The 11,919-nt window shown below is 59.7% G+C and carries 9 protein-coding genes and 2 tRNA genes; 5 read left to right on the plus strand and 6 right to left on the minus strand.

What is annotated here, in order from left to right; translation table 11 throughout:
- Positions 1-96: 96 nt before the first annotated feature.
- The 4 genes from ACWXWJ_RS08935 to ACWXWJ_RS08950 form a co-directional block, all read right to left on the minus strand.
- Positions 97-732: a cell surface protein gene (locus ACWXWJ_RS08935; RefSeq protein WP_473964182.1), complete on the minus strand. Its 636-nt coding sequence runs from the start codon at positions 730-732 to the stop codon at positions 97-99.
- 199 nt (positions 733-931) lie between these two features.
- A complete protein-coding gene (gene efeB / locus ACWXWJ_RS08940; protein ID WP_473964183.1) occupies positions 932-2,233 on the minus strand; it encodes an iron uptake transporter deferrochelatase/peroxidase subunit in 1,302 nt (433 codons plus the stop codon).
- Positions 2,233-3,459 (minus strand): EfeM/EfeO family lipoprotein, encoded by a 1,227-nt coding sequence (locus ACWXWJ_RS08945; RefSeq protein ID WP_473964184.1) that lies wholly within the window; start codon positions 3,457-3,459, stop codon positions 2,233-2,235. Before ACWXWJ_RS08945 ends, efeB begins: the two co-directional genes overlap by 1 nt.
- Positions 3,460-3,499: 40 nt before the next feature.
- A complete protein-coding gene (locus ACWXWJ_RS08950; protein WP_473964185.1) occupies positions 3,500-5,446 on the minus strand; it encodes an alkaline phosphatase family protein in 1,947 nt (648 codons plus the stop codon).
- 282 nt (positions 5,447-5,728) lie between these two features.
- On the opposite strand from ACWXWJ_RS08950, the gene gyrA reads away from it, so the two are divergent.
- The 4 genes from gyrA to ACWXWJ_RS08970 all read left to right on the plus strand — a co-directional run bounded on the left by gyrA (position 5,729) and on the right by ACWXWJ_RS08970 (position 9,369).
- Positions 5,729-8,242 (plus strand): DNA gyrase subunit A, encoded by a 2,514-nt coding sequence (gene gyrA, locus ACWXWJ_RS08955; RefSeq protein WP_448307918.1) that lies wholly within the window; start codon positions 5,729-5,731, stop codon positions 8,240-8,242.
- A gap of 158 nt (positions 8,243-8,400) precedes the next feature.
- Complete coding sequence (locus ACWXWJ_RS08960; protein WP_473964186.1) at positions 8,401-9,048, plus strand: DUF3566 domain-containing protein; 648 nt, start codon at positions 8,401-8,403, stop codon at positions 9,046-9,048.
- A 104-nt stretch (positions 9,049-9,152) separates the two neighbouring features.
- Positions 9,153-9,229, plus strand: a tRNA-Ile gene (locus ACWXWJ_RS08965).
- Between the two features lie 67 nt (positions 9,230-9,296).
- Positions 9,297-9,369 (plus strand) — tRNA-Ala (locus ACWXWJ_RS08970).
- A 49-nt stretch (positions 9,370-9,418) separates the two neighbouring features.
- Here ACWXWJ_RS08970 and ACWXWJ_RS08975 read toward each other — a convergent pair.
- Positions 9,419-9,724 (minus strand): antitoxin VbhA family protein, encoded by a 306-nt coding sequence (locus ACWXWJ_RS08975; protein ID WP_293791747.1) that lies wholly within the window; start codon positions 9,722-9,724, stop codon positions 9,419-9,421.
- 218 nt (positions 9,725-9,942) lie between these two features.
- Between ACWXWJ_RS08975 and ACWXWJ_RS08980 the strand changes: the two genes are divergently transcribed.
- On the plus strand, positions 9,943-10,155 hold the full coding sequence (locus ACWXWJ_RS08980; RefSeq protein ID WP_293791745.1) for a hypothetical protein: 213 nt from the start codon (positions 9,943-9,945) through the stop codon (positions 10,153-10,155).
- Here ACWXWJ_RS08980 and ACWXWJ_RS08985 read toward each other — a convergent pair.
- The gene (locus ACWXWJ_RS08985) at positions 10,134-11,867 is read right to left on the minus strand and encodes a cytochrome c biogenesis protein CcdA (protein WP_473964187.1); all 1,734 of its coding nucleotides are present in this window, start codon (positions 11,865-11,867) and stop codon (positions 10,134-10,136) included. The two genes, ACWXWJ_RS08980 and ACWXWJ_RS08985, sit on opposite strands and share 22 nt — an antisense overlap.
- Positions 11,868-11,919 lie beyond the last annotated feature (52 nt).

Below are 11,919 nucleotides of genomic sequence, written 5' to 3' on the forward strand. Positions count from 1 at the left end.
GACCCTTGAAGCCCTAACCGCCTAGAATTAAACCAGTCCAACTTTCGGGGGCCAGTTCACCCGGTAGGGGAGCACGGGTTTTAGTAGGAGAGTTCTTTATGCCTCGCGGCGGGAGAACATCATCCAAGCGCCCGCGATCATGGAGATCAGAGCCAGACCAGCCAGGATGGAGATCTCCGGCTTAACACCGGTGTTAGCCAGCTGAACACTGCGCTCAGCGGCCGGAGCCTCAGCTGCAGGTGCCTCGGCGGCCGGAGCCTCAGCTGCAGGTGCCTCGGCGGCCGGAGCCTCGGCGGCCGGAGCCTCTTCACCCTTCATGTCGCCCTCGCCCTTCGGAGCCTCAGCCTTAGCGTCGTCCTTCTTCTCACCCTTAGGTGCTTCAGCCTTGGCGTCGTCCTTCTTCTCGTCCTTCTTTTCTTCGGCCTTGTCGCCGGCGTTGCCCAGGACTGCACCCAGAACGCCCAGGCCAACGATGGCGCCGCCGACGCCAGCAGCGATCTTGTCATCCTTGCTCATGTTGGAGGAGCCGGCCGGCTCGTTCTCGTCGCCTTCACCTGGCTGCTCTTCGCCAGCGCCCGGCTGCTCTTCGCCAGCGCCGTTGTCTCCCTCGGCCGGAGCCTCCGGAGCCGGGGCGCCTCCCTCGTTCTGAGCGTTAGCGGCCGGGGTCAGCAGGGCTGCGGAAGCCAGTGCGGCAGCAGCGGCGGTAGCGGTGATCTTCTTGGACAGCTTCATGTCATTCTCCTGTGTTTTCGTGTGTAGCCGAGATGTGGCATTGGGGTGAAACGTTTGACATTTTTAAAATAATCTTTGCCAAGGTATTTAGCAGTGCTAAGAATTACAAAAGTGCCTCTTCAGGCCGATTTATAAACACTTGCTCACGGAATAAGCTGGTCAGCGCGATCTTGCATATATACGCAAATGTTGACAACAATCACTTTGATTTACCCCCGTATGGAGGAGTGAAAAGGCCTTTCCCTAGAAAGTCATCTTTCGCGGCGACCCCTGGGAATACATAGAAGTACCCACCTCCATACGGGCGGATGTAATCCGCCAAAGGCTCGCCCTCGAGCCGCTTTTGCACGGTAATAAACTGCCGCTGAAGATCCTGCTGAAAGCACACAAACACCAAACCTACGTCCAGCGTGCCATTGTCCAACACGCCGTTGTCATAGTTATAGGCGCGCCGGAGCATCAACTGGTTCGCTGTCTCCTCGGTGCGTGGGTTCGCTAGGCGAATGTGTGCATCCACCGGAATCACATCACCTGTAGGGTCATCGAGGTAGTTTGGCTCCTCCCACTCGTCGCCACCGGAAAGCGGTCCGCCGCTGAATCGTTCGCGACCGAAGATCTGCTCCTGTTCCGCGATGGAAATGCGATCCCAGAACTCCGTCAGCATCACAATTAGACGCACGGCCATGTAGCTGCCACCGGCTGCCCACTTCGGCTCGTCAGCGCCTGCCCACACCAACTCATCGTGCTGCTCGGGCGTCGGGTTAACGATCCCATCCTTAAACCCCAGGTGGTTGCGTTGGGTACCGCTCGGACGCGGCGGGTTTTGGTATCCCGACTGGCGCCACCGCACCGCCATTGCCCCGCGCGTGTGGCGCAGAATGTCGCGGAGCGCGTGCATTGCCGTGTCCCGGTTGTGTGCACAAATCTGGATCACCAGGTCGCCGTGACAATAAGCGGGATCCAGGGAGTCGTCAGCGAAGGCTTTCATGGTCTTGAGGTGTTTCGGCTTCTTGCCCTTTAGCCCGAAGCGTTCGTCGAATAGCGTTGCACCCGCCCCGAGCGTGATCGTCAGTCCGTCCACCGGCACGTCCTCGCCCAGCTCCCCGGAATCCGTCGCTGGGTATGCGATCCCATCAGGCGCCGCCGGCCCACCGGTGGTCAGCACGCGCGCCCGCTTGGTGATTGTCTGCAGTAGGTTCTTTAGCCCCTCGCGTCCCTCCGCGAGTACATCTAAACCGCAGATAATCAGCTCTTTTTGCGGTGGAGTAATCACGCCCTGCTGGTGCTTTCCTTCAAACGGATAGTCGGGCAGATCGTCGTCGTTGTCGTGGTATTCCTCGGCGGTGGCGCCGGTTTTTGCAAGGGTAGTGACGCCACCCACTCCAGCCAAGCCCAGCATTCCGCCCAACATTGTGCGCCTCGAAACCCGGGCGCCTCCGGGGCGGTTTTTCTGCTCGCCGTGGTCGTCTGCGGTGGCACGGGAATGAAAAGGACAGTTCACTACATCCTCCTGATCACAGTCATGGTTGCCAGCGGGGCAAGCAGTTCGTTTAGTTCGCCGATGGCCGCCCCCAACTCACGCTGATCGGCTTGATCCCACGCGGTGAAGGGTTTCTTTCCGTCGTATTTGGTCGCCATCTTTTTGGCTACCTCGTCCGTCCGATCCAGTTGTCGATCCAATTCGTCTAGCTCCGCCCCGCGGTCTTCTACCAGTTCGCGCAGTGGCTCGAGGGTAGAGCGGGTGGAGTAAAGGGCGGCGCGTACTGCGCTACCCGTGATGTGTGCTCCAAAATCGTTGTGGCTCTTCAGGTCAAAACGTTCGACCTCCTCGGTGACCTCGTGGGTTCGCAAACCGTAGTTGGGTGCAAAAATCGCAAAATGCTCGATGCCGTCCGCCACTTCGTGGACGTCTTCGTTCAGATTCTCGGCTGGGTCGAGCAGATCGCCCATGGACGCGCCGTGCCAAAGCCCCCACTCCAGCCCGTGATAGCCCGAAAGATCATTGGCCTGATTGCCGTTGGCCTTCGAACTGGTGCCGAAGTCCGCGATGTCATCCACCGGCCCCGGCCACTCGTGGTTGGAATCATCTAGCCTGCGGTAGGCCAGGTAAGCCGTCTTCCAGGCTTCTTTGGCGGCTGTGCGGTCGCCGGAACGCACGGCGCGCAACAGCGCGTCGTCTTTAGATACCCAGTCGCGCACCTGAGGTTTTTGTGCACGCGCATGGGCGATGGATACGGCCGTGACCTCTTTCTCCGTGATCGGTTTCATTTTTGGGGCGTCACGAAGAGAAGAATCGGTGACCTTAAACTCGTCGCTAGAGATCGCCTTTTTACCCTGGAAGACGCAGGTCAGGCGGTATGTGCCGTCGGTCAGCTTCACGGACCAGGAGCGAGTGGCAGAGCTGCCGATTCGCTCGAGGGTCTGATAGGCGAAACCCTCCTGGTCGGCAACATAAACCGTCACGGACGCATCCGCAGTATTGGTCACGCGGATGTGGTTGAGATCGCCGCGCAGATCGCCGGGGGAGGGGCAAGCGCGGCGGCTCTTGATGTGGATGTCGGCGTCAGCGTTTGTGCCGTTGCCGCCAGTGCCGTTGTCGCTATCCTCGCTAGAGCAGCCGGATAGCAGCAATGCGCTCGCCGAGACAGAGGCCACGGCGAGGGCTGCGACAACCCGGGCGGGCTGCCGCCGCGGGCGGGGTCGATCCGATGATTCAGGGGAGGTCATGGCTGGTACCGATGGTGGCTAATAATGGCGCCTATTAGTTCTAGCTCTCGGATCCGCCCTTGCGGTTGGAGATCCAGGTGAGGAAGCCCAACACGATTACGGCCACCGCGCCCATGCCCAGCCAGGCGCCCAGGTGGTTGGAGTCGTCGGACTCGCCCGCAGCGTTGTTCTTGCCGTTAGAGGCTGCGGCGTTCTGCACGTCCTTCTCCGTGACCTTCGGGTCGTTCATGCCCTCGGCGACGTCCTTCAGCTTCTCGCCCGCGCGGTCGCTGTCATCCACCCGCTCGATGGAGTCGTAGTCCTTGGCGACGGTGCCATCGGTCTCGTTGAGGAACAGCTTCTCCGCGCTGGCATTGTCGAAGTCGAACATGTTGTCCAGCTTGCCCGCGCGGTTATCGAAGCTGTGCTCGCTGAGGCGGCCCAGCTCCCAGTTGTCCTGGATGAACTTCGTCACCGAGGTCTGCTCGGTGTAGGTGTTATCCACGTGGTTGACCTTAGAGTACGGGGAAATAACCAGCATGGGCTGGCGGGTGCCCGGGCCGCACTGGCCGTCCGCGTCGTCGGCCACGCCGACCTTCTTGGCAGCGTCGGTGCAGATCTTGGAATCGATCGGCTTACCGGTTTCCTCCAGCTTGGTCGTGTCGTTGGAGCCATTCAGAACCTTCGGGGCACGGTGGTCATACCAACCATCGGAGTCGTCGTAGGCGATGACAATGGCGGTGGAATCCCACTGATCAGAGTTCTGAATCTCGTTGATGTAGTGGGTCATGAAGGCCTGCTCATCCAGTGGGTTGGAGTAGCCCGCATGGCCGTCCTGGTAGTTGGAGGCCTTCAGGTAGCTCACGGCCGGCAGGTTGTTGTTCTCCAGGGCGGTATCGAAATCCTGCAGGTCGTACTGGTGGTTGGCCTGATCGGACTTGCCGATCATGTCCGGGCTGCTGGGCTCCAGGTGGTGTGGGTTGGCGGTGGAGGCGAAGTATTGGAACGGCTGGTGGTGCGGGTTGTAGTCTGTCTTCTCCTGGCCGGTCAGGGTCTTGTGGGTGGCGCCGCAACGAGCGCGGGCATCGTCCGTGGCCTTCTCCGTCGGGCGGAAGCCACCCTGGAACCAGCCCCAGGTGATGTCCTTCTCGTTCAGCTGGTCACCGATGTTCTTGTTGTGCAGCGCAGCTACCTCGTCGGTCTTGGAGGAAGAGCTGTTGGAGCAGTCGTCGTACAGCGGATCCGGATCGCCCACGACGGTAACGGTCTTGCCGTCCTTGGATACTCCGGCGAACTCGTCGGACTCACCCGGCGTGATCTGCACCTGTTCGCCGTTCGACGGATCGTGGATGGTGGCGCCGGCGACGGTGGCGCCCACCAGGTTCAGCGCGCCGGGGGTCGACGGGCCGAAGATGGTGGAGTAGCTGTTGTCGTTCATGGCGTAGTGCTGCGCGTAGTTCCACAGACCCGTGACGGTGTTGCCGTCGTAGTAGCCCATGGTCATACCCGGGCGGGCGTATAGACCCTCGTTGTCCTTATCCACGTCAGTGGAGACAGTCTCCGGGAACTTGTCCATCTTGCCGCCGTTAAAAGCCTCCTGCAGGGCGGAGTACTCGTGGTTCTGGTCCACGGTGACGGCCTGGTCCGGACCCAGGCGGAAAGGCTTGACGGAGTTGGGGTTGTTCTTACCCAGCAGATCCTCGCTAGCCAAGTTGTTGACCTTCGGGGTGCCCTTCTTTGCCTTGAACTTCGGCGCATCCTGGTCGTTGGACTGTAGCTTTTCGCCGTCCTTGTTCGCGGCCTTGGGGTAGGTGGCGAAGTAGTGGTCGAAGGAGATGTTCTCGCTGTAGATGACGACGACGTGCTCGATGGGAGTCTTCGGCTTGGCTTGAGCGTCGTCGGCGGCGGCAATACCCATGCCGCCGGTGGCTGCAGTAAGCAGCAGGGCGCTGGAGGCGGCCATCGACGCGACCTTGCGAAAAGCGGTGAGGGGCTTAGGAGAGTTCATTGTTTGGGCTTCCTCTTGCGATAGCGGTCAAAGCCACTAGTTGGCTATGGCTGCAATAGGGTCAGTGTTTGACACTTCTGATCTAACTCCTGGTTCTGTGACCTCGCACGGCGAAGAGGATGCATCCGCATGAGTTCAGCGGTTATTTACCCGTGCAACATCTCGAATTCACCTAACGGGGCGGGAAAGGTGGCGTCACAAAGCCTCCAAAGCACAGTAAACCCGCAACTAGGGGGTAGAATAGATAGGTCTGAAGGCTAAACAGAAAGGCTTCTCAAAACAGTGAGCGACGACAATAACGGTAGCGACAACCTCTTCGATCGAGTCACACCGATCGATCTGCAGGAGGAAATGAAGTCCAGCTACATCGATTACGCCATGAGCGTGATCGTCGGACGCGCCCTGCCCGAAGTCCGCGATGGTCTTAAGCCCGTGCACCGGCGCATCCTCTACGCGATGTTCGACAACGGCTACCGCCCCGAGCGCAGCTACGTGAAGTCCGCAAAGCCCGTCGCTGACACGATGGGTAATTACCACCCGCACGGCGACAGCGCGATCTACGACACCTTGGTGCGCCTGGCACAGCCATGGTCTATGCGATACCCGCTGGTAGACGGTCAGGGTAACTTCGGCTCCCGCGGTAATGATGGCGCGGCCGCTATGCGTTACACCGAGTGCCGCATGACGCCCCTGGCGATGGAGATGGTGCGCGATATTCGTGAGAACACCGTCGAGTTCCAGCCCAACTACGACGGCAAAACCACCGAGCCGACTGTGCTGCCGTCCCGCGTGCCGAACCTGCTGATGAATGGCTCCGGCGGCATCGCCGTGGGCATGGCCACGAACATTCCGCCACACAACCTGAACGAGCTGGCAGAAGCCATCTACTGGTTGCTCGACAATCCGGAGGCGGAAGAGGCGGACGCACTGGAAGCCTGCATCGCGCGGGTCAAGGGACCGGATTTCCCAACCGCTGGCCTGATCGTCGGTGACAAGGGCATCCAAGACACCTACCGCACTGGCCGTGGTTCGATCCGAATGCGTGGTGTGACCAGCATTGAGGAAGAGGGCAACCGTCAGGTCATTATTATCACTGAGCTGCCATATCAGGTGAACCCGGACAACCTGGTGGCCTCGATTGCGGAGCAGATCCGCGATGGCAAGATCGCCGGCATCTCCAAGATCGACGATGAATCCTCCGACCGCGTTGGCATGCGCATCGTCATCACTCTGAAGCGCGACGCTGTACCGCGCGTGGTGCTGAACAACCTGTACAAGCACTCCCAGTTGCAAACCAGCTTCGGCTCCAACATGCTGTCCATCGTCGACGGCGTGCCGCGTACGCTGCGTTTGGATCAGATGCTGCGTCAGTACGTAGATCACCAGATCGACGTGATCGTTCGCCGTACTCAGTACCGCCTGGACGAGGCCGAGAAGCGCGCCCACATCCTGCGTGGCCTGGTGAAGGCCCTGGACATGCTGGATGAGGTTATCGCCTTGATTCGCCGTTCCCCGACGGTAGATGAGGCCCGCAGTGGCTTGATCGACCTGTTGGATGTCGACGAGGTGCAGGCCGATCACATCCTGGCAATGCAGCTGCGTCGCCTGGCCGCCATGGAGCGCCAGAAGATTATCGACGAGTTGGCAGAACTGGAAGAGACCATCGCCGACCTGAAGGCGATCCTGGCATCCTCGGAGCGTCAGCGCGAGATCGTTCGTACTGAGCTGCAGGAGATCGTAGAAAAGTACGGTGACGAGCGTCGCACCCAGATCATCGCGGCGTCCGGCGATGTGTCCGAAGAAGACCTCATTGCCCGCGAGAACGTGGTCGTCACCATTACCTCCACCGGCTATGCGAAGCGCACGAAGGTGGATAGCTACCGCAGCCAGCGTCGCGGCGGTAAGGGCGTGCGCGGAGCCGAGCTGAAGCAGGACGATGTGGTGCGCCACTTCTTCGTCTGCTCGACGCACGACACCATCATGTTCTTCACGAACTTCGGCCGGGTATACCGCCTGCGTGCTTTCGAGCTGCCGGAGGCTACTCGTACCGCTCGTGGTCAGCACGTGGCCAACCTGCTGGAGTTCCAGCCGGGTGAGCAGATCGCACAGGTCATTCAGATTCAGTCTTACGAGGATGCCCCGTATCTGGTGCTCGCCACCGCACACGGCCGCGTGAAGAAGTCCCGTCTGACGGATTACGATACGGCGCGTTCCGGTGGCCTCATCGCCATCAACCTCAACGAGGGCGATCGCTTGGTCGGCGCCCAGCTGTGCACCGCCGAGGATGATTTGCTGCTGGTTTCCGAAGAGGGCCAGGCCATGCGCTTCACCGCGGATGATTCCACGCTGCGGCCGATGGGTCGAGCCACTGCTGGTGTGAAGGGCATGCGATTCCGTGAGGAAGACCAGCTGCTGGCGCTGACGGTCGTGGCTGAAGACTCCTCCTTGTTCGTGGCCACTTCTGGCGGCTACGGCAAGCGCACCCCGATGGAGGAGTACCCGTCGAAGGGCCGTGGTGGCCTGGGTGTGGTCGCGTTTAAGTACGACAAGAAGCGCGGCAAGCTGATCGGCGCGCTGACCGTCAACGACGACGACGAAATCCTGGCCATGACCTCCAACGGCGGCGTAATCCGCACCGAGGTGCGCCAGATCCGCAACAGTGGCCGTGCGACGATGGGCGTACGTCTTGTGGACCTGGCGAAGGGCAACGAGCTGGTGGCCGTGGACCGCAACGTGGAGGAAGAGGCAGAAGAGTCTGCCGAGGCCACCGCGAAGGCGGAAGCCGACTCTAAGTAAGTCGTCTACGGAAAGCCCAACAAGTAAGTCCAAGTAGCCTGGCGGTTAAAACCGCTAGGCTACTGTCGTAATTGCACAAAAATCTGAACGAGTAACAACAAAGTGCCGAACAAGCACCAAACAGGCACCAACCAAGCACCGACAAGCACGGAGATGCGATGACGCACCAAACGCCCCCGCCGAATGCGAAGAATGCGAAGAACATTCAGAACTCCAAGAGCGCGCAGGCAAAGAACGCGAAGAATGCGAAGAACGCAAAGCCAACCGCGGAGGAGACAAAGAATGCTCAGGTAGCTGTGCAAACCACGGCGAAGGATCAAGCCAAGGCAGACGGCCAGGGCACTGTAAAGCCTGGTGACAAGGCCTCGGAGACTGTTGCGTCCAGCCAGCCCGACCAGAGTGCTGTGTCCACTCAGCCGGAGGCGAAGCCCGATGCGTCAGGCAAGGCGGGCAAGCCCAGTAATCCCGCTAAGCGTGGCGTGCAGCGAACGATTACGTACATTGAGCCCGTCAGTGCCCTGAAGATGGCGCTCATCTTCAATCTGGCGTTGTTTGCCGTGTGGTTTGTGGCCATGGCGCTGATCTACATCGTCCTCAGCGTTGCGGGCACGTGGGATCGTTTGGACTCGCTGGTGGGTGACCTGACGAGCTCTGATGGTTTCTCTGCGGGCATGTACTTCGGCGGCGTGATAGCGATTGGGCTTTTCGAGGTTGTGTTGTTCACTCTTCTAGCGCCGGTTGCCGCATTGATTTACAACGCCTCGTCGAGCATCCTCGGCGGTGTTCGCATCCAGCTGGATCGCTAGTTCTTCTGTTCTTTGTGACGCCTACTTTTCAGCGATAAAAAAGCCATCTGACCAGCCGATTTGGTGATTGCCTGGATTGGTGGGTAATGTTTCTACTCGTTCGAGGGCCTATAGCTCAGGCGGTTAGAGCGCTTCGCTGATAACGAAGAGGTCGGAGGTTCAAGTCCTCCTAGGCCCACCAATCGAACACCTTTCGCTAGAGAGTCAAAGCATCTGATATAGTTTCGGAAGCTTCGTTCGATAGTCAAGGGGCATTAGCTCAATTGGTAGAGCATCTGCTTTGCAAGCAGAAGGTCAGGAGTTCGATTCTCCTATGCTCCACAACTAAACACGGTGAAGGCCCTCCCGGAAAGTAAACCCGGGGAGGCCTTCATTTTTGCTTGTTCGGCTTTTCCTTCTTGCTTTCAGCGATGCGTTTACGAAGGAACTTGGCACGTTCGCTGTCGCCGTAACCGTGTCGTTCCAACACTTCCAGTACAGCTTCGTCGCCGGTGATTTCTCCTTGGAAGATACGTCGGACGTCCTCTTCGTCTTGGGTTGTCATGGTATATCCGGCCATGGTCATGGAGGCGCGGACAGCGGCTACTTTTTGATCTTCGGTGCGATTGTCGGCGGTCATGTCGTGTTCCTTCTGATCTGCTGTGCAGTTGTCTACGGCGGGCAGGTGCTTAGACATCTTTGGTGGGTGTAGAACTTAGTTTAGTGGCGGGGAGCGACATCAGTTGGTGTGCCAGTTCGATATCCGTGTTTAACCATGAATTTTCTCGGCTAATTTACTCCAACCACGGGGTTGCGGCTCCAATTGAACGGTTGCGCAACGCTCGTGAGGGTCTAGCCTTGAAGACATTCATGATGTGTTCGACCTATGAAAGGCGATAAAAGAAGTTGATGAGCATGAGCAAGATTTCGGTTCTTAAGGCCTTGTCGATAGCTTCGGTGCTGTCGATTCTCGTCTTGTTTGTCCTGCGACAGGCCTTTATTCTTTCTGACCCGCTAGCTTCCAAGTTGATGCTAATTGCGGTGCTGGCGGCGATTGTCTCCGTAACTACCCTCGGCGTTGTGGGATACCGCAGATCCCGCCAGCACTACCCAAACGTCAGTGAGTAGAGCTCCACGCCCTTGCCAGCCTCCACGCTCAACTCGCCCTGTTGCTGCTCGGGTTCGCGCAGGATATCCACCGTGCCATCCGACTTGATGGGGAAGCGGCGGGTTGTGCCGTTGCCGTAGGTCACCGAGATCTCACCCCGGCCAGAGACCACCAATTGCACGCGCCTGGCCTGGTAGTTCAGGTGCAACATCGCCGGCGCATCCACCGGACGGATGGATTGCTCCGCCAACCTCCACTTGCCCTCCAAGCTGTAGTGCAGCGCCTCCGGCTGCACCTTCGCAAACTCGTGGGTTCCGTCCTTGTACTCACCCGCGTGATTAGAAAAATACTCCGCGCGCCGCGTGCCCAGGTACGTCTCCGGGTTCCGCTTGCGGGAACTGGTGGCGTCATTAGAAGAATCCCTACCTTCCTCTACCGGCGAAGGCAGCTCGATACCCGGATTGGCCGCCGAGAGTAGCTCGCGGACCAGGTGTTCGGTCTCGGCATAAGCGCCTTCGCCCTCGTGGAGCTGGCGAACCTTGCCCGTGTGATCCACCAGGTAATGCGCAGGCCAGTAGCGGTTATTGAAGGCTCGCCACGTGGTGAAGTTGTTGTCCTGCGCGACGGGGTAGTGGATGCCCTGGTCGCGGATGGCGGCGGCGACGTTGGAGGCCTCGTGCTCGAATGCGTACTCCGGGGCGTGCACGCCCACTACCTGCAGCCCACTGTCCCGGTAGCGGTCGAAAAGCTTGGTGACGTGCTCGTTTGCCCGCTGGCAGTTAATGCAGGCATAGGCCCAGAAATCCACCAGCGTGATGGTCTGCTTCCCCTTAACCTTCGCAGGATGTTGCGGGTCCACCGGGGTTTCCGCATTTATCCAACCCTCCAGGCCAGTGAAGGCCGGCACGGGGCCGCAATCGCGGAGCTGATCCGGGGAGGCCGTACGGCAGGATTCCAGCTTTCCATCCGCGCCGTGTTCACCGGTGCTTCCCATGCCGTTGGCCTGCTGTAAAGCATTCTGCGTGCGATCGGAAGCGTTGAATTTTTCCTGCACACCCGCCGTCCAATCCGGAAGCGCCCGTTGCAGCGCCGCCGGAGCGTTGAACGCTATCGCCACCGCCAACACAATCACCAGTGCACCCGCGCCGTAGGAGATGCCCTTGCGGTGAGCACGTACGAAATCCGCCCGCGTGCCGATTCGCTTGCCCGCCAGCGCAAAGAAGAACAACGGCGTGCAAGCACCGATGGCAAAACTGATCGCCAGAATCACGTTACCCCAACCGATCTGCCCCGTCGCACCCGCCACGGTAACCGCCGCCAAAACCGGCCCTGCACAGGGGGAATACACCGCACCCAGCGCCAGACCGATGCCAAAACCGGAGCCTCCTCCCGTGGTGAGACGTTGAATCCACTGCGGAATGCGAATCCGCGCAAAAGGCCGTTCCAGCTGGTCGCTCAGCGCTGGCCACAGCATGCTTACACCGACCAGTACCAAAAGCACGACGCCCGCCCAGCGCAGCAGATCCTTCGGCAGCCCCAGAGCACTAAGAACCACAGTGCCCAGCAAGGTGACCAGCGTAAAGCTCAACGCAATACCTGCTGCCACCAGCCACGGTTTGCGCCGTCTATCTGCACTAACCGCCAGCACAATCGGCAGCACCGGCAGGATACAAGGCGAAAGTCCCGTCACCAGCCCGCCGATCAACCCGATGAACGCTATCTCCCATGCCATGTCTCCCGTGCTCCTTCTTGTTCTTTATGACGCCACCACGTGCGTTACCGGG

The sequence above is a fragment of the Corynebacterium sp. p3-SID1761 genome (assembly GCF_055862885.1).

Coding starts and splice junctions, on each gene's coding strand:
- ACWXWJ_RS08935 (WP_473964182.1), bottom strand. CDS start 732: ATGAAGCTGTCCAAGAAGATCACCGCTACCGCCGCTGCTGCCGCACTG.
- ACWXWJ_RS08945 (WP_473964184.1), bottom strand. CDS start 3,459: ATGACCTCCCCTGAATCATCGGATCGACCCCGCCCGCGGCGGCAGCCC.
- ACWXWJ_RS08950 (WP_473964185.1), bottom strand. CDS start 5,446: ATGAACTCTCCTAAGCCCCTCACCGCTTTTCGCAAGGTCGCGTCGATG.
- ACWXWJ_RS08960 (WP_473964186.1), top strand. CDS start 8,401: ATGACGCACCAAACGCCCCCGCCGAATGCGAAGAATGCGAAGAACATT.
- ACWXWJ_RS08975 (WP_293791747.1), bottom strand. CDS start 9,724: ATGTCTAAGCACCTGCCCGCCGTAGACAACTGCACAGCAGATCAGAAG.
- ACWXWJ_RS08980 (WP_293791745.1), top strand. CDS start 9,943: ATGAGCAAGATTTCGGTTCTTAAGGCCTTGTCGATAGCTTCGGTGCTG.
- ACWXWJ_RS08985 (WP_473964187.1), bottom strand. CDS start 11,867: ATGGCATGGGAGATAGCGTTCATCGGGTTGATCGGCGGGCTGGTGACG.